The sequence below is a fragment of the Pseudomonas sp. SP16.1 genome, assembly GCF_052682975.1.
This window is the reverse complement of the sequence record NZ_JBQYFZ010000001.1, coordinates 4,994,150-5,010,774: the sequence shown is the minus strand read 5'-3', so window position 1 is coordinate 5,010,774 and position 16,625 is coordinate 4,994,150. Positions and strand designations below refer to the sequence as shown.

Sequence of the window (16,625 nt, the reverse complement as noted above, 5' to 3'; positions counted from 1 at the left end):
TGCGACCTATCGAAATCGCCGCGCGGCCGCTGTGCACTTCGGTAGCACCGACCGACCGGCGCCTGTCACCCCGCTACCTGGACGCCCGGTTGACGGTAACGATGTCCATCCGGGGCGGCGCTCCAGGGGGCGTGCGCCCCGCACCAAGAGGGTGCGGGCGCACCGTGACGGACCGCCGTCTCTCAGCACTCGATGGCGCTGACCGCCAGGCCGCCGCGCGAGGTTTCCTTGTATTTGTCGTGCATGTCGGCGCCGGTGTCGCGCATGGTGCGGATCACCCGGTCCAGCGAGATGTGGTGCTCGCCATCGCCGCGCAGGGCCATCTGCGCCGCGTTGATCGCCTTCACCGCGGCGATCGCGTTGCGCTCGATGCACGGCACCTGCACCAGCCCGCCGACCGGGTCGCAGGTCAGACCCAGGTTGTGCTCCAGGCCGATCTCGGCGGCGTTCTCCAGCTGTTCCGGGCTGGCACCGAGCACCTCGGCCAGGCCCGCCGCGGCCATGGCGCAGGCCGAGCCCACCTCGCCCTGGCAACCGACCTCGGCGCCGGAGATCGAAGCGTTCTTCTTGCACAGGATGCCCACCGCCGCCGCGGCCAGCAGGAAGTCGACCACGTCGGCGTCGCTGGCGTCCGGGTTGAAGCGCATGTAGTAGTGCAGCACCGCCGGGATGATCCCCGCCGCGCCGTTGGTCGGCGCGGTGACCATGCGCCCGCCCGCGGCGTTCTCCTCGTTGACCGCCAGGGCGTAGAGGTTGACCCACTCCATGGCGCTCATGGTGCTGCCGATCACGTTGGGCTTGCCCAGCTCCTGCAGGCTGCGGTGCAGCTTGGCCGCACGCCGGCGCACCTTGAGCCCGCCGGGCAGGATGCCTTCCTCGGTCAGACCCTGGGCGACGCAGTCCTGCATGGCCTGCCACAGCTGCATCAGGCCGGCGCGGATGTCGGCCTCGCTGCGCCAGGCCTTCTCGTTTTCCAGCATCAGCTGCGACACGCGCAGGCCGTGCCGGCGACACAGGCTCAGCAGCTCGGCGCCGCTGGAGAAGTCGTAGGGCAGCTGGGTGTGATCCTGGTCCAGCACCCCGCTGGCCGCCTGCGCGGCATCGACGACGAAGCCGCCGCCCACCGAGTAGTAGGTGTCGGCATGCAGTTCGCCGGCCGCATCGAAGGCGATCAGGCTCATGGCGTTGGGGTGATACGGCAGGTTCTCGTCGAGCAGGCGCATGTCGCGCGCCCAGTCGAAGTCGATCGCCAGGCGGTTGTCCAGCAGCAGGCTGTTGCTTTCACGCAGGGCGGCGATGCGCGGGGCGATCTGCGCCGGATCGATGCGATCCGGCCACTCGCCCATCAGGCCCATGATCACCGCGGTGTCGCTGCCGTGACCGATGCCGGTGGCCGACAGCGAACCGTACAGGCGCACCTCGATGCGCTGCACGCGCTCCAGCACGGCGCGCTCGCGCAGTGCCTCGACGAACAGCGCGGCGGCGCGCATCGGCCCCACCGTGTGCGAGCTGGAAGGCCCGATGCCAATCTTGAACAGGTCGAATACGCTGATGGCCACTGTGGCAACCTCGCTGGATTAGTCGACGCCAATGATCGGGTTTTCGCCATCCAGGCGAGGTCTGACACCGACTTATGCTTGCCCATTCGCGTCCTCGGCGCCGCGCGCACGACAGGGGTCTGTTTTCGGCATGTCGGCGTCGCATTTCGCCAGCAGCGGACCATGCCTCTTGCTGTGTACTAACGCGCCCGCTCCTTCAAGGAAGCTTCTCACCCCGGCGCCCCGCTCACTCACAGAGGCAGGTACGGTTGATGAACAGATTCACGCACTGGCTGCTCGCGCTCACCCTCCTTAGCTCCAGCGGCCTGCAGGCCGCCGAGGCCGCCCGCTGCGAGCTGGTCCGCCTGCCGGACGTGGGCTGGACCGACATCACCATGACCACCGCGGTGGCCCGCCTGGTGCTCGGCGAGATCGGCTACCGCACCCAGATCAAGCGCATGTCGCTGCCGGAAACCTACCTCGCCCTCGCCGAGGGCCGGATGGACGTATTCCTCGGCAACTGGATGCCGGCGCAGAGCGACCTGGTCCAGCCGCACCTGGACAGCGGGCGGATCGAGAAGCTGCAGACCAACCTGCCGACGGTGCGCTACACCCTGGCGGTGCTCGCCCCCGGCTACGAGGCCGGGCTGCGCGACTTCGCCGATATCCACAGGTTCAAGGAGCAGCTCGGCAGCCAGATCTTCGGCATCGAGCCCGGCAACGAGGGCAACCAGATGATCAAGGGCATGATCCGCGATAACACCTTCGGCCTGGGCGGCTTCAAACTGGTGGAGTCCAGCGAGAACGGCATGCTCAATCATGTCGAACGCGCCCAGCGCCTGGGCAAGTGGGCGGTATTCCTCGGCTGGGAGCCGCACCCGATGAACGAACGCCTGCGCATGAACTACCTGGCCGGCGGCGACGACTACTTCGGCCCCGACTACGGCGCGGCGCAGGTCAACACCGTGGCGCGCGGCGGCTTCAGCGGCGAATGCCCGAACCTGGCGCGACTGTTTCGCAACATGACCTTCACCATCGCCGCGGAGAACCAGCTGATGAGCGCGGTACTGGAGGGCAATACCAACCGCCGCCGGGTGGCCAAGGCGTGGATCGAGGACAACCCGCAGACCATCGCCACCTGGCTCGAGGGCGTCACCCACCGCAGCGGCACGCCGATCAGCGGCATCTTCGGCCTGTCCCCGGGACAAACCCGCTGAAGGCGTGCCGCGACCCTGTGCACCTGGTGCGCACGGCGGCGCGAGGCGACGCAATGCGCTCGCCGATTTCCCTTGCGGCAGGTTTTTTTCGATATCGCCACAGCCCCCGGGACAAGCCGCCCGAAGCCCTCCCGCAGGGCCGCGAAGCAGGCGCCGCAAGGCTTTGCCCCTTGGCCAAGGGGCAAACAAATCTGTTACGGTCTTTAGGGTCTGTTGCGCAACGCCGGCTGCCTGGGCAGTGGTCGCCGGTACCTGCAAACCAACGGTTAACCCACGGCGACAAGCGCCGTACGATGGCATGTCGCCGCCCAGCACGTCAGAGTCGCAAAGCGACAATTGCCGAGGCTGCAAGCCTATATCGTTGAGTCAGCCGACAACGTCGCTGCCGCCACTGCCCAGCAGGGCGGCAGACCAGAGCCCACACCTCTGGACCGAAGAACAGACAAGCGCCAGCACCCCTCCTGACCGGGTGCCGGACCAACAAGAAATTTCGGATGTACGCATGCGCCAGGACGGCGCATGAACCCCCAACGGACTGGGCTTCGAAACACTGCCAGAGGTTTTGGAAAGCGGTTTGCAACACGGCAAGGCAAGGGACACTCATCAGCACGCTTCGGTAACGCACGGGACCATCACGTCCAGCGCGCGTACGCCGCGACCTGCCCGGACGCCCCCGCCACATCCCGGCGCAAGACGCTCGCCAACCCCTCGTTACTCAGCACTCACCCACGCAGGCATCGGAAGTCTGTCTCGTCTGATGGGCGCCCCAGCGGCGCGCGCCAGGCTGTGCCAGTCTTATTCGGTTGCCGATTGAAGGGGAAACGTCCCATGCAGTCTGGAAAGATCGTGGTCGAGCACCTGTACAAGGTGTTCGGCTCCAACCCACAAGAAGCCATCGCGCTGCTCAAGGAAGGCTGGAGCAAGGAGAAGATCCTTGCCGAGAAAGGCGCGGTGATCGGTGTCAGCGACGTCTCGTTCAGCGTCGAGGAGGGCGAGATCTTCGTCCTCATGGGCCTGTCCGGCTCCGGCAAGTCCACCCTGATCCGCCTGATCAACCGCCTGGTCGAGCCCAGCGCCGGCGACGTCTATATCGACGGCCAGAACGTCGCCAAGCTGCCGCAGTCGCAGCTGATCGACCTGCGCCGCCGCGACATGAGCATGGTCTTCCAGTCCTTCGCCCTGATGCCCTCGCGCAGCGTGCTGGACAACGCCGCCTTCGGCCTGGAAGTGGCCGGTGTCGGCCGCAAGGAGCGCGAGCAGCGCGCCATGGACGTGCTCAAGCAGGTTGGCCTCGACACCTTCGCCCACAAGTATCCGCACGAGCTGTCCGGCGGCATGCAGCAGCGCGTCGGCCTGGCCCGCGCGCTGGCGGTGAACCCGTCGATGATTATCATGGACGAGGCTTTCTCCGCCCTCGATCCGCTCAAGCGCCGCGAGATGCAGGACGTGCTGCTGGAGCTGCAGAAGACCCACCGCCGCACCATCATCTTCGTCTCCCACGACATCGAGGAGGCCATGCGCATCGGTAGCCGCATCGGCATCATGGAAGGCGGCAAGCTGATCCAGGTCGGCACCCCGCAGGAGCTGATCGACAACCCGGCCAACGACTACGTGCGCAACTTCTTCGACACCGTCGACACCAGCCGCTACCTCACCGCCGGCCAGCTCAAGGCCGACAGCGTGCCGACCTACGTCTACAACGGCAAGGCACCGGACGCCACCAAGATGTGCAAGGAGTTGCAGGCGCTGGACAAGCACTACGCCTTTATCGTCGACGAACAGCGCAATTTCTGCGGTTCGATCAGCCTGGAGAAGATCGCCCTGATGGTCGACGGCGACACGCCGCGGCCGCTGGAGATCGACGGCCTCAAGCGGGTGGTGCCGGTACCGGAGGACATGCCGCTGGACAAGGTCATCGACCGACTGGTGGACAACGAGGGGCCGATCCCGGTGGTCGACGCCGAGGGCCACTACTGTGGCGCCATCAGCAAGGGCCGCCTGTTGACCCGCCTGCAGGGGGAATCCCATGAGTGACAAGAAACTCGACCTGGGCAGCTGGGTCAACGACGTCGTCCAGCACCTGCTGGACAACTACAGCGGCGCGTTCGACAGCATCGGCGGCCTGGTCAGCGGCTTCTCCGAAGGCATCGAGACCCTGCTGATGCTGCCGCCAGCCTGGCTGCTGATCGCCATCTTCGTCGGCCTCGGCCTGTGGCGCATCGGCGCGCGCTTCGCCACCTTCACCGCGGTGTCGTTCATCCTCATCGTCATGACCGGCTTCTGGGAGCAGACCGTGGTCACCCTCGGCCTGACCTTCTCCGCCACCCTGATCAGCCTGCTGCTGGGCATCCCGCTGGGCATCTGGGCGGCCAAGAGCGAACGGGTGGCGCTGGTGATCCGGCCGATCCTCGACTTCATGCAGACCATGCCGGCGTTCGTCTACCTGATCCCGGCGGCCATGCTGTTCGGCCTCGGCCGCGTGCCGGGGATCATCGCCACGGTGATCTTCGCCATGCCGCCGGCGGTGCGCCTGACCAGCCTGGGCATTCGCCAGGTCAACAAGGAGATCATCGAGGCCGGCCAGTCGTTCGGCTGCAACGGCCGCCAGCTGCTGTTCAAGGTGCAACTGCCCAACGCCATGCCGTCGATCATGGCCGGGGTCAACCAGACCATCATGATGGCCCTGTCGATGGTGATCATCGCCTCGATGGTCGGCGCCGGCGGCCTGGGCAACGACGTGCTCGCCAGCATCCAGCGCCTGGATATCGGGCTAGGCTTCGAGAGTGGCATGGCCGTGGTGCTGCTGGCGATCATCCTCGACCGCATCACCGAAAGCTTCGGCACCAAGCAGACTGCCCGCCGCGGCGTGTTCGCCTGGTTCAGCGGCAAGTTGCAGCGTCAGTAAACCTTATCCGTTTCATTCCATAGGGAACCGCAGATGAAAACGATCAAGACCACCGCCGCCATCGGCCTGCTTTCCTGCGCCCTGGCGCAAGGCGCCATGGCCGCGGAGCCGGAAAGCTGCAAGCAGGTGCGTTTCGCCGAGATCGGCTGGGCCGACATCGCCGCCACCACGGGCGTGGCCATGACCCTGGTCGAAGGCCTGGGCTACCAGCCGCGCAAGATCATGGCGTCGGTACCCATCGCCTTCACCGGCGTGAAGAACGGCCAGATCGACGCCTTCCTCGGCTACTGGGCGCCGTCGATGGATGCGGTGATCGAGCCCTTCCTCAAGGACAACGGCGTCAAGGTGCTGGAAAAACCCAACCTCGAAGGCGCCAAGTACACCCTGGCGGTGCCGACCTATGCCGCCGACGCGGGGCTGAAAAGCTTCCAGGACATCGCCAAGTTCAAGGAGCAGCTCGGCGGCAAGATCTACGGCATCGAGCCGGGCAACGACGGCAACCTGCTGATCGACGGCATGATCAAGGGCGACCAGTTCGGCCTCGGCGGCTTCCGCATGGTCGAGTCCAGCGAGGCCGGCATGCTGGTGCAGGTGTCGCGGGCGATCAAGAAGCAGGAGCCGGTGGTCTTCCTCGGCTGGGCGCCGCACCCGATGAACACCCAGTTCGACATCACCTACCTGGCCGGCGGCGACGACGTGTTCGGTCCCGACTACGGCGCGGCCAAGGTCTACACCGTGGTACCGCCGGATTACGAGGCGCGCTGCGCCAACGTCGGCAAGCTGCTGAACAACCTGCAGTTCAGCGTCGAGATCGAAAGCCAGCTGATGGAGAAGGTGCTGGAGAAGGAAAACCCGCAGGACGTCGCCAAGGCCTGGATCAAGGCCAACCCGGCGATCCTCGACCAGTGGCTGAGCGGCGTGACCACCTTCGACGGCCAGGACGGCGCGGCTGCCGTGAAGAAACACGTCGGGCTGTAACAGGCCACGACCCGATTCGGGTTCGAAGCCCGGTGGCTCGAACCCGGAAACCTCCTCATCGATGACTAGCGGCTTTCACATGGCCGCGACGGGGAGCGCTTTGCCCGCGAACCGGCGACCGGCAGTGCCGCCCGGTCTCGCAAGGCCCGCGATCAGAACGGGCCAGTAACACCGATCGAGATGCCACTCAACTGACGGAGCACAGCATGCGTACACTCAAGACCCTCTGCCTCGGCGTCGCCGCCCTGGCCATCGGCATGGGCAGCGCCCTCGCCGCCGACAAACCCACCCTGAAGATCGGCTACGTCAACGGCTGGGACGACAGCGTCGCCGCCACCCATGTCGCCGGTGAAATCCTGCAGAGCAGGCTCGGCTACAAGGTCGAACTGAAACCGGTCGAACCGGCCATCATGTGGCAGGGCGTGGCGCGCGGCGACCTCGACGCCACCCTTTCCGCCTGGCTGCCGGCCACCCACGGCGAGTACTTCGAGAAGCTCAAGGACAAGGTGGTGGTGCTCGGCGCCAACTACGAAGGGGCCAAGATCGGCCTGATCGTGCCCGACTACGTCGAGGCCAAGAGCATCGAAGACCTGGAGAAGTACGCCAAGGACTTCGACGGCAAGATCACCGGCATCGACGCCGGTGCCGGCGTGATGCGCCGCACTGAAGAAGCCATCAAGGAATACAACCTGGCCAGCATCAAGCTGATGCCCAGCTCTGGCCCGGCCATGGCCACCGCCCTGACCCGCGCCGAGAAGGCGGGGAAACCCATCGTGGTGACCGGCTGGATTCCGCACTGGATGTTCGCCAAGTGGAAACTGCGCTTCCTCGAAGACCCGAAGAAGGTCTACGGCGATGACGAGCACGTCGACACCGTGGTCAACCCGGGCCTCGAGGCCAAGGCTGCCGACGCCACCGCCTTCCTCAAGAAGTTCTCCTGGAGCGGCGAGGAAGTCGGCGCGGTGATGCTGGCCATCCGCGACGGCGCCAAGCCGGAGCAGGCCGCCAAGGACTGGATCGCCGCCAACCCGCAGCGCGTCGAGGGCTGGTTGCAGTGAGAGGCCACCCGGCGTGAAAACGAAGCGGGCCTCGGCCCGCTTCGTCGTCTCTGCCCAGTAGGGTGCGCTGTGCGCACCAGGACTGGCGCGGATGAACGCGGTGCGCGCGGCGCACCCTACGGGCCGCCGCCCAGCCCCCCGGGGTGGACGCCGCAACCCTCGAACCGTGCAAAACGACGGGATCGCCCTCTCCTTTCCCCTCGCTCCCCCATCTCGTTTGATTGATCGAACGATCAATATCCGCCTAGACTCCGGCCCACCTTTACCGCTGGAGAGCCCCATGCCCAAGGTCGGCATGCAACCCATCCGTCGCTCGCAACTGATCGCCGCCACCCTGGAAGCCGTCGACCAGGTCGGCCTGGGCGACGCCAGCATCGCCTATATCGCGCGCCTGGCCGGCGTCTCCAACGGCATCATCAGCCACTATTTCCAGGACAAGAACGGCCTGCTCGAGGCCACCATGCGCCACCTGATGCAGGCACTCAGCGAGGCGGTGCGCGCGCGCCGTCATTCGCTCAAGAGCAGCGACCCGCGCGCCCACCTGCGCGCGCTGGTCGACGGCAACTTCGACGACAGCCAGGTCAACGGTCCGGCGATCAAGACCTGGCTGGCGTTCTGGGCGGCGAGCATGCACCACCCGGCGCTGCGCCGCCTGCAGCGGATCAACGACCACCGCCTGTATTCCAACCTCTGCGGCCAGTTCCGCCAGGTGCTGCCGCCGTTCGAGGCGCGCGCCGCGGCACGCGGCCTGGCGGCGCTGATCGACGGCCTGTGGCTGCGTGGCGCGCTGTCCGGCGAGGCCTTCGACACCGAGCAGGCGCGGCAGATCGCCTACGACTATCTGGATCTGCAACTGGGCAAAGCCACCACCTAGGGGCCCGTCGGCTCGCGGTTAGAGCCCCTGCCATCCACCCAGGCGCACTTCCTCCGCAGGACGCGCGGGCGCCAGGGGCGCGCGCACCAGCAAACTTCCCAATCCTCCAGCCTCGACCGAAGGTGCGCATGACGCATCCGGCGCACCGCCCCATGTCGCTTTTGGCCGCCCCGGGTCGTTTTTATTGATTGATCGTTCAATATAAATAAACTAGCCTGTCCTTCAGCCCAATTCACTCGCCGCACAGAGGACAGCCCATGCCCCGCTTCGACGACCAGCAGCTCTATATCGGTGGCCAGTACGTCGCCGCCACCAGTGGCCAGACCTTCGAGAGCATCAACCCGGCCACCGGCGAGGCGCTCGCCGTGCTGCAGCGCGCCAGCCAGGCCGACGTCGAGCGTGCCGTCGCCAGCGCCCAGCAGGGGCAGAAGCTGTGGGCGGCGATGACCGCCATGCAGCGCTCGCGCATCCTGCGCAAGGCGGTGGACATCCTGCGTGCGCGCAACGACGAGCTGGCCGAGCTGGAAACCCTGGACACCGGCAAGCCGCTTTCCGAAACCCGCAACGTCGACATCGTCACCGGCGCCGACGTGCTGGAGTACTACGCCGGCCTGATCCCGGCCATCGAGGGCGAGCAGATCCCGCTGCGCGAATCCTCCTTTGTCTACACCCGCCGCGAGCCGCTGGGCGTGGTCGCCGGCATCGGCGCGTGGAACTACCCGATCCAGATCGCCCTGTGGAAATCCGCCCCGGCCCTGGCCGCCGGCAACGCGATGATCTTCAAGCCCAGCGAGGTCACCTCGCTGACCGCGCTGAAGCTGGCCGAGATCTACACCGAGGCCGGCCTGCCCGCCGGCGTGTTCAACGTGCTCACCGGCAGCGGCCGCGAACTCGGCCAGTGGCTGACCGAGCACCCCGGCATCGAGAAGATTTCCTTCACCGGCGGCACCAGCACCGGCAAGAAGGTGATGGCCAGCGCCTCCAGCTCCACCCTCAAGGAAGTGACCATGGAGCTGGGCGGCAAGTCGCCGCTGATCGTATTCGAGGACGCCGACCTGGATCGCGCCGCCGACATCGCGGTGATGGCCAACTTCTACAGCTCCGGCCAGGTCTGCACCAACGGCACTCGGGTGTTCGTGCCGCGCATGCTGCAGGCGCGCTTCGAAGCCAAGGTGCTGGAGCGGGTCAAGCGCATCCGCCTGGGCGATCCGCTCGCCGAGGACACCAACTTCGGCCCGTTGGTCAGCGCAGCCCATATGGACAGCGTGCTCGGCTACATCGCCAAGGGCCGCGAGGAGGGTGCGCGCCTGCTGATCGGCGGCACCCGCGTCCTCGACGGCGAGTACGCCAAGGGCGCCTATGTCGCGCCGACCGTGTTCACCGATTGCACTGACGCCATGACCATAGTGCGCGAGGAAATCTTCGGCCCGGTGATGAGCATCCTCATCTACGACAGCGAAGAGGAAGTCATCCGCCGCGCCAACGACACCGACTACGGCCTCGCCGCCGGCGTGGTGACCCGCGACCTGGCCCGCGCGCACCGCGTCATCCACCAGCTGGAGGCCGGCATCTGCTGGATCAACACCTGGGGCGAGTCGCCGGCCGAGATGCCGGTGGGCGGCTACAAGCAGTCCGGCGTCGGCCGCGAGAACGGCCTGACCACCCTGGCCCACTACACCCGGATCAAGTCGGTGCAGGTGGAACTGGGCGGCTACGCCTCGGTGTTTTGAATAGCCGTCCGTAGGGTGGGTTAGCGGCGCGAACCTCAAAGCCTGAAGCCCAGAGGCAGCAAAAGCCGCGTAACCCACCAGCTCGCCAATCCGATCGACCCGGTGGGTTACGGCGCACCGAAATCGGATGCAGAACAAGCCCGGTCTTGCGCCTAACCCACCCTAGGGGCTGCGCAGACCCGTCATACAGGTGACGCCCCATGTCGCAAGAATTCGACTACATCATCATCGGAGCCGGCTCGGCCGGTAACGTGCTGGCCACCCGTCTCACCGAGGACGAGGGCGTCAGCGTGCTGCTGCTGGAAGCCGGCGGCCCCGACTACCGCCTCGACTTTCGCACCCAGATGCCCGCCGCCCTCGCCTACCCGCTGCAGGGCCGGCGCTACAACTGGGCCTACGAAACCGAGCCGGAACCCTTCATGAACAACCGGCGCATGGAATGCGGCCGCGGCAAGGGCCTGGGCGGCTCGTCGCTGATCAACGGCATGTGCTACATCCGCGGCAACGCCCTGGACTTCGACAACTGGGCCAAGCTGCCGGGCCTGGAAGACTGGAGCTACCTCGACTGTCTGCCCTATTTCCGCAAGGCGGAAACCCGCGATATCGGCCCCAACGACTACCATGGTGGCGACGGCCCGGTCTCGGTGACCACGCCCAAGACCGGCAACAACCCGCTGTTCCACGCCATGGTCGAGGCCGGGGTGCAGGCCGGCTACCCGCGTACCGACGACCTCAACGGCTACCAGCAGGAAGGCTTCGGCCCGATGGATCGCACCGTCACCCCACAGGGCCGCCGCTCCAGCACCGCCCGCGGCTACCTGGACCAGGCGCGCGGCCGGCCCAACCTGCGCATCGTCACCCATGCCCTGACCGATCGCATCCTGTTCGATGGCAAACGCGCCAGCGGCGTCGCCTACCTGCACGGCGACGGCAACGAGCCGGTGATCGTCCATGCCCGCCGCGAGGTGCTGCTGTGCTCCGGCGCCATCGCCTCGCCGCAGATCCTGCAGCGCTCCGGGGTCGGCCCCGCCGCCCTGCTGCGCGAGCTGGACATCCCCCTGGTGCACGAGCTGCCGGGCGTCGGCCAGAACCTGCAGGACCACCTGGAAATGTACCTGCAGTACGCCTGCAAGGAACCGGTGTCGATCTACCCGGCGCTGCGCTGGTGGAACCAGCCGCCGATCGGCGCCAACTGGCTGCTGCGCGGCAAGGGTCTGGGCGCCAGCAACCAGTTCGAGGCCGGCGGCTTCATCCGCACCCGCCCGGAATTCGAGTGGCCGAACATCCAGTTCCACTTCCTGCCGGTGGCGATCAACTACAACGGCAGCAACGCGGTGAAGGAGCACGGCTTCCAGGCCCATGTCGGCTCCATGCGCTCGCCCAGTCGCGGCCGCGTGCAGCTGAAATCCAAGGACCCGCGCCAGCACCCGAGCATCCTGTTCAACTACATGAGCCACGAGCAGGACTGGCAGGAGTTCCGCGACGCCATCCGCATCACCCGCGAGATCATGGCCCAGCCGGCGCTGGATGCCTTCCGCGGACGCGAGCTGAGCCCCGGCCCGGACTGCCAGAGCGACGCCGAACTGGACGCCTTCGTCCGTGAACATGCGGAGACCGCCTTCCATCCGTCGTGCTCGTGCAAGATGGGCGAGGACGCCATGGCGGTGGTCGACGGCCAGGGCCGGGTGCATGGCCTGCAGGGCCTGCGCGTGGTGGACGCGTCGATCATGCCGGAGATCATCACCGGCAACCTCAACGCCACCACCATCATGCTCGCCGAGAAGATCGCCGACCGGATTCGCGGCCGCGCGCCGCTGCCGCGCAGCAACGCCAAGTACTTCGTCGCCGGCGCCAAGCCGGTGCGCGGCCGACCGCAGCGACCGGTGTCGGCGGCCTGAGGGTGGGGCCCTATCGGCCCCATCGCGAACCGACTCGCCGTGCCAGGATGAGGCAGCACCTCTGCAGCGGCGAGTTGGTTCGCGATAAAGACGGACACGCTGCAAGGGGTTGATGACCGGCCCCATCGCGCCGATCATTGCGGCCTGCCAGCCCCTCCCCAGGACGAGCGATGCCGCCCGCTGCAACCCCACTCGACCCACGCACCGCCCGCCTGCTGCCCTGGATAGTCGCCATCGCCTTCTTCATGCAGACGCTCGATGGCACCATCCTCAATACCGCGCTGCCGGCCATGGCCGGCGACCTGGGGGTGGACCCGCTGCGCATGCAGTCGGTGGTGATCGCCTACCTGCTCACCGTGGCCCTGCTGATCCCCGCCTCGGGCTGGCTCGCCGACCGCTTCGGCACGCGGCGCATCTTCTTCGGCGCCATCGCCCTGTTCAGCCTCGGCTCGTTGCTCTGCGCCCTCGCCGGATCGCTGACCATGCTGGTGGCCGCACGCGTGATCCAGGGCCTCGGCGGCGCGCTGATGCTGCCGGTCGGGCGCCTGGTGGTACTGCGCGCCTACCCGCGCTCGGAGCTGGTGCGGATCATGAGCTTCGTCACCCTGCCCGGCCTGCTCGGCCCGCTGCTCGGCCCGAGCCTGGGCGGCTGGCTGGTGGAGGTGGCCAGCTGGCACTGGATTTTCCTGATCAACCTGCCGGTCGGCGTGCTCGGCTGCTGGGCGGCGCTGCGGCATATGCCGGACCTGCGCGGGCCGAGCCGCAGCCGCTTCGACACCCCGGGCTTTGTACTATTCGGCGCCGCCATGCTGCTGATCACCGTGGCCCTGGAGGGACTCGGCGAGCTGCACCTGCCGACCATGCGGGTGATGCTCCTGCTGCTCGGCGGCCTGGCCTGCCTGGCCGCCTACTGGCTGCGCGCCGGGCGCATCGAGCAGCCACTGTTCGCCCCGAGCCTGTTCCATACCCGCGGCTTCGCCGTGGGCATCATCGGCAACCTGTTCGCCCGCCTCGGCAGTGGCGCCCTGCCCTTTCTCACCCCGCTTCTGCTGCAACTGGCCATGGGCTACTCGCCGGCGCAGGCCGGCATGAGCCTGATCCCCCTGGCGCTGGCGGCGATGGCGATCAAACCCCTGGCCCAGCCGCTGATCGAGCGTCTCGGCTACCGCCGCATCCTCACCGGCAACACCCTGCTGCTCGGCGCGCTGATCGCCAGCCTGGCGCTGGTCGATGCAGGCACCTCCACACTGCAGCTGGTCGTCCAGCTGGGCCTGATCGGGGCCTGCAACTCGCTGCAGTTCACCGCGATGAACACCGTCACCCTGATCGACCTGGACAACCGCGACGCCAGCAGCGGCAACAGCCTGCTGGCGGTGGTGGTGCAGCTGGCCATGGGCCTGGGGGTGGCCGCCTCGGCGGCGCTGCTGGGCGGCTTCAGCCGCGAGTTCGCTGGTGAGGGCCATGTGCTGCAGGCCTTCCAGGCCACCTACCTGTGCATCGGCCTGCTGTCGATGCTGGCCGCGGCGATCTTCCTCCAGCTCGACCCGGCAGACGGCCGCCGCGCGCGGCGCCTCGACGTACCGCCGGAGGATTGAAGGCCGTAGCCTGCTACACTGCCGGCCTGTTTCGCCAGCCCCGAGCCTCGCCGTGACCACCACCGCCTTCGCCAGCCTGCCCCTGTCCGCCGCCATGCAGGCCAACCTCGCCGCCATCGGCTATGCCGAGATGACGCCGATCCAGGCCGCCAGCCTGCCGCTGATCCTCAAGGGCCGCGACCTGATCGCCCAGGCCAAGACCGGCAGCGGCAAGACCGCGGCCTTCGCCCTCGGCCTGCTGCACCCGCTCAACTCTCGCTACTTCGGCTGCCAGGCACTGGTGCTGTGCCCGACCCGAGAGCTGGCCGACCAGGTGGCCAAGGAAATCCGCCGCCTGGCCCGCGCCGCCGACAACGTCAAGGTGCTGACCCTGTGCGGCGGCGTGCCCTTCGGCCCACAGATCGGCTCGCTGGAGCACGGTGCCCACGTCATAGTCGGCACCCCGGGGCGGGTGCAGGAGCACCTGCGCAAGGGCACGCTGAAAGTGGACGGCCTCAATACCCTGGTGCTCGACGAGGCCGACCGCATGCTCGACATGGGCTTTATCGACAGCATCGCCGAAATCATCGAGCAGACCCCGGCGCGGCGCCAGACCCTGCTGTTCTCCGCCACCTACCCGGCCGCTATCGAACAGCTCGCCGCGCGCTTCCTGCGCAGCCCCGAGCGGGTCGAAGTCGAGGCCCAGCATGACGACGGGCAGATCGAGCAGCGCTTCTACGAGATCGCCCCGGGCCAGCGCCTGGAGGCGGTGAGCACCCTGCTGCGGCATTTCCGCAAGCAGCCGGCGGTGGCCTTCTGCGCCACCCGCCAGCAGTGCGACGAGCTGGCCGCGCAGCTGGAGGCGGAAAAGATCTCCGCCGCCGCCCTGCACGGTGACCTGGAGCAACGCGAGCGCGATCAGGTCCTGGCGCTGTTCGCCAATCGCAGCCTGAGCGTGCTGGTGGCCACCGACGTGGCTGCCCGCGGCCTGGACATCGCCGGGCTGGAGCTGGTGATCAATGTCGAACTGTCGCGCGATGCCGAGGTGCATATCCACCGCATCGGCCGCAGCGGCCGGGCCGGCGAGAAGGGCCTGGCGCTGAGCCTGGTGGCACCGGCCGAAGCCGGCCGCGCCCAGGCCATCGAGGCGCTGCAGGGCAGGGAACTGGCCTGGTACCCGCTGCCTGCCGACAAGGCCGGCGAACCACTGCTGCCGCCGATGCATACCCTGTGCATCGGCGCCGGGCGCAAGGACAAGCTGCGTCCCGGCGACATCCTCGGCGCACTGACCGGCGATGCCGGGCTGCCTGGCAGCCAGGTCGGCAAGATCGCCCTGTTCGACTACCAGGCCTTCGTCGCGGTCGAGCGCGACGTGGCCAGACAGGCCCTCAAACGCCTCGCCGAAGGCAAGATCAAGGGGCGCACGTTACGCGTGCGCCTGCTCTAGCAGGCCGTTGAAAAACGTAGACGAGGCAGCCAGCGCAAGGCAAAAGCAGGCGAAAAAGCGGAGTTTACGAGCTGTAAATGAGCATTTTGAGCCTGCTTTTAACGCAGCGATGGCAACGCAGGTAGTTTTTCAACAGCCTGCTAGCGGGCCCGTCAGGAGAGGAATAGGGATGCGCAATATCCTGGTGATCGAAGACAGCCCGCTGGTGCTGAAGATTCTCGAACACCTGTTCCGCCATGAACCGGATCTGCAGCCGGTGTTCTGCGCCTCGCTGGCCGAGGCCGAGGTGATGCTGGAGACCTCGGCCGGGTTGTTCTTCGCCGCCATCGTCGACCTGCACCTGCCGGATGCGCCCAACGGCGAGAGTGTCGACCTGGTGATGCGCTACCGCCTGCCGTGCATCGTGCTCAGCGGCAGCTACAACGAGCAGCGCCGCGACGAGCTGCTGATGAAGGGCGTGGTCGACTACGTGCTCAAGGAAAGCCAGCACTCCTACGAGTACGCCTTCCGCCTGCTGCACCGCCTGGAGCACAACGCGAAGATCAAGATCCTCATCGCCGAGGACTCCGAGGCCACCCGCCACTACATCCGCCACGTGCTCACCCCGCACCGCTACCAGATCCTCGAGGCCCGCGACGGCGAGGAGACCCTGCGCCTGCTCGCCGAGCAGCCGGACATCGACCTGCTGGTGCTGGACCACGCCATGCCCGGCATCAGCGGCTTCGAGCTGGTCAAGCTGCTGCGGCAGAAACTCAGGCGCAACGAGCTGATCATCATCGGCCTGTCCGCCGACGCCAAGGGCTCGCTCAGCGCGTTGTTCATCAAGCACGGCGCCGACGACTTCCTGCGCAAGCCGTTCTGCCCCGAGGAGCTCAACTGCCGGGTGATGTCCACCCTGGAGCGCCGCGACCTGCTGCGCGCGCTGAAGCAGGCGGCGCAGTTCGACGCCCTGACCGGGCTGAACAACCGCCGCGCCTTCTACGAGCAGGGCCTGCAGCTATTGCAGCAGGCGCGCCGCGACGGCCACGAACTGAGCGTGGCGATGCTCGACCTCGACCACTTCAAGCAGATCAACGACGGTTTCGGCCATGCCAGCGGCGACAGCGCCCTGGTGGTGTTCGCCCGCGCCCTGGCCGGCGCCTTCCCCGCCACCCTGCTCGGTCGCCTCGGTGGCGAGGAGTTCGCCCTGCTCAGCCAGCAAGGCGCCGGCGAGCTGGCGCAAGGCCTCGACCAGCTGCGCCAGCACTGCGCGGGCCTGCACTATGCCGCCGACGCGCCGCCGCTGTCGTTCAGCGCCGGCGTCTACCAGGGCCAGCCGGACGATCTGGAGAGCCTGCTGCACGAGGCCGACATCCGCCTGTACCGGGCCAAGCGCCAGGGCCGCGGACGCAACGTGAGTTCCTAGG

12 protein-coding genes are annotated in these 16,625 nt (G+C 67.4%); 11 read left to right on the top strand and 1 reads right to left on the bottom strand.

Annotated features, from left to right (window positions below; genetic code table 11):
- Window positions 1–182: 182 nt before the first annotated feature.
- Complete coding sequence (locus ACUTAF_RS23565; protein WP_445582243.1) at window positions 183–1,559, bottom strand: L-serine ammonia-lyase; 1,377 nt, start codon at window positions 1,557–1,559, stop codon at window positions 183–185.
- A 251-nt stretch (window positions 1,560–1,810) separates the two neighbouring features.
- Here ACUTAF_RS23565 and ACUTAF_RS23560 point away from each other — a divergent pair, with 251 nt between their 5' ends.
- The 11 genes from ACUTAF_RS23560 to ACUTAF_RS23510 all read left to right on the top strand — a co-directional run bounded on the left by ACUTAF_RS23560 (window position 1,811) and on the right by ACUTAF_RS23510 (window position 16,624).
- Window positions 1,811–2,755: an ABC transporter substrate-binding protein gene (locus ACUTAF_RS23560; RefSeq protein ID WP_445582242.1), complete on the top strand. Its 945-nt coding sequence runs from the start codon at window positions 1,811–1,813 to the stop codon at window positions 2,753–2,755.
- 828 nt (window positions 2,756–3,583) lie between these two features.
- Complete coding sequence (locus ACUTAF_RS23555; protein WP_445582241.1) at window positions 3,584–4,789, top strand: quaternary amine ABC transporter ATP-binding protein; 1,206 nt, start codon at window positions 3,584–3,586, stop codon at window positions 4,787–4,789.
- On the top strand, window positions 4,782–5,660 hold the full coding sequence (locus tag ACUTAF_RS23550; protein ID WP_445582240.1) for an ABC transporter permease: 879 nt from the start codon (window positions 4,782–4,784) through the stop codon (window positions 5,658–5,660). The genes ACUTAF_RS23555 and ACUTAF_RS23550 overlap by 8 nt, the downstream gene beginning before the upstream one ends.
- A gap of 33 nt (window positions 5,661–5,693) precedes the next feature.
- Window positions 5,694–6,638: a choline ABC transporter substrate-binding protein gene (locus ACUTAF_RS23545; RefSeq protein WP_445582239.1), complete on the top strand. Its 945-nt coding sequence runs from the start codon at window positions 5,694–5,696 to the stop codon at window positions 6,636–6,638.
- Window positions 6,639–6,844: 206 nt separating this feature from the next.
- Window positions 6,845–7,696: a glycine betaine ABC transporter substrate-binding protein gene (locus ACUTAF_RS23540; RefSeq protein ID WP_445582238.1), complete on the top strand. Its 852-nt coding sequence runs from the start codon at window positions 6,845–6,847 to the stop codon at window positions 7,694–7,696.
- A 280-nt stretch (window positions 7,697–7,976) separates the two neighbouring features.
- Window positions 7,977–8,570: a transcriptional regulator BetI gene (betI, locus tag ACUTAF_RS23535; RefSeq protein WP_445582237.1), complete on the top strand. Its 594-nt coding sequence runs from the start codon at window positions 7,977–7,979 to the stop codon at window positions 8,568–8,570.
- 257 nt (window positions 8,571–8,827) lie between these two features.
- Complete coding sequence (gene betB, locus ACUTAF_RS23530; protein WP_445582236.1) at window positions 8,828–10,300, top strand: betaine-aldehyde dehydrogenase; 1,473 nt, start codon at window positions 8,828–8,830, stop codon at window positions 10,298–10,300.
- Window positions 10,301–10,500: 200 nt separating this feature from the next.
- Window positions 10,501–12,198: a choline dehydrogenase gene (gene betA, locus ACUTAF_RS23525; protein ID WP_445582235.1), complete on the top strand. Its 1,698-nt coding sequence runs from the start codon at window positions 10,501–10,503 to the stop codon at window positions 12,196–12,198.
- 170 nt (window positions 12,199–12,368) lie between these two features.
- The gene (gene mdtD, locus ACUTAF_RS23520) at window positions 12,369–13,793 is read left to right on the top strand and encodes a multidrug transporter subunit MdtD (protein WP_445582234.1); all 1,425 of its coding nucleotides are present in this window, start codon (window positions 12,369–12,371) and stop codon (window positions 13,791–13,793) included.
- A gap of 52 nt (window positions 13,794–13,845) precedes the next feature.
- Window positions 13,846–15,219: an ATP-dependent RNA helicase DbpA gene (gene dbpA, locus ACUTAF_RS23515; protein ID WP_445582233.1), complete on the top strand. Its 1,374-nt coding sequence runs from the start codon at window positions 13,846–13,848 to the stop codon at window positions 15,217–15,219.
- Between the two features lie 169 nt (window positions 15,220–15,388).
- Window positions 15,389–16,624: a diguanylate cyclase domain-containing protein gene (locus tag ACUTAF_RS23510; protein WP_445582232.1), complete on the top strand. Its 1,236-nt coding sequence runs from the start codon at window positions 15,389–15,391 to the stop codon at window positions 16,622–16,624.
- Window position 16,625 lies beyond the last annotated feature (1 nt).

What these genes read in the sequence shown, in the direction of transcription:
- ACUTAF_RS23560 (WP_445582242.1), top strand. Translation starts at nt 1,811, where the DNA reads ATGAACAGATTCACGCACTGGCTGCTCGCGCTCACCCTCCTTAGCTCC.
- ACUTAF_RS23555 (WP_445582241.1), top strand. Translation starts at nt 3,584, where the DNA reads ATGCAGTCTGGAAAGATCGTGGTCGAGCACCTGTACAAGGTGTTCGGC.
- ACUTAF_RS23550 (WP_445582240.1), top strand. Translation starts at nt 4,782, where the DNA reads ATGAGTGACAAGAAACTCGACCTGGGCAGCTGGGTCAACGACGTCGTC.
- ACUTAF_RS23545 (WP_445582239.1), top strand. Translation starts at nt 5,694, where the DNA reads ATGAAAACGATCAAGACCACCGCCGCCATCGGCCTGCTTTCCTGCGCC.
- ACUTAF_RS23540 (WP_445582238.1), top strand. Translation starts at nt 6,845, where the DNA reads ATGCGTACACTCAAGACCCTCTGCCTCGGCGTCGCCGCCCTGGCCATC.
- betI (WP_445582237.1), top strand. Translation starts at nt 7,977, where the DNA reads ATGCCCAAGGTCGGCATGCAACCCATCCGTCGCTCGCAACTGATCGCC.
- betB (WP_445582236.1), top strand. Translation starts at nt 8,828, where the DNA reads ATGCCCCGCTTCGACGACCAGCAGCTCTATATCGGTGGCCAGTACGTC.
- betA (WP_445582235.1), top strand. Translation starts at nt 10,501, where the DNA reads ATGTCGCAAGAATTCGACTACATCATCATCGGAGCCGGCTCGGCCGGT.
- mdtD (WP_445582234.1), top strand. Translation starts at nt 12,369, where the DNA reads ATGCCGCCCGCTGCAACCCCACTCGACCCACGCACCGCCCGCCTGCTG.
- ACUTAF_RS23510 (WP_445582232.1), top strand. Translation starts at nt 15,389, where the DNA reads ATGCGCAATATCCTGGTGATCGAAGACAGCCCGCTGGTGCTGAAGATT.